Source organism: Flavobacterium undicola (assembly GCF_009909155.2).
GTDB classification, from domain to species: Bacteria; Bacteroidota; Bacteroidia; order Flavobacteriales; family Flavobacteriaceae; genus Flavobacterium; species Flavobacterium undicola.
Genome location: NZ_JAAAPM020000090.1, coordinates 1 through 219, shown reverse-complemented (window position 1 = coordinate 219; position 219 = coordinate 1). Strand labels below are relative to the sequence as shown.

Annotated in this window: 1 protein-coding gene; it reads left to right on the top strand. The window is 37.9% G+C overall.

Features of this window, described 5'->3' with window-relative positions:
• On the top strand, positions 1 to 219 hold a 219-nt coding region (locus GTZ96_RS18210; protein ID WP_161645304.1), incomplete at both ends, for a hypothetical protein.

Below are 219 nucleotides of genomic sequence, written 5' to 3'. Positions count from 1 at the left end.
CATCTGTAACTTTTACAGCTTCAGGAGGAACGAATTATAATTTTAGAGTTGGAGGATCAAGTGTTCAGAATAGTGCTATTGCTACTTATAGTACAACAGCTTTAACTAATGGACAAGTAGTTGATGTGATTGTGACAAATTCTTCTGGATGTATTGCGACCAGTTCAGGAATAGCCAATACAGTTAATGCTTTGCCAACCGCAGGATTAACAAGCAGTG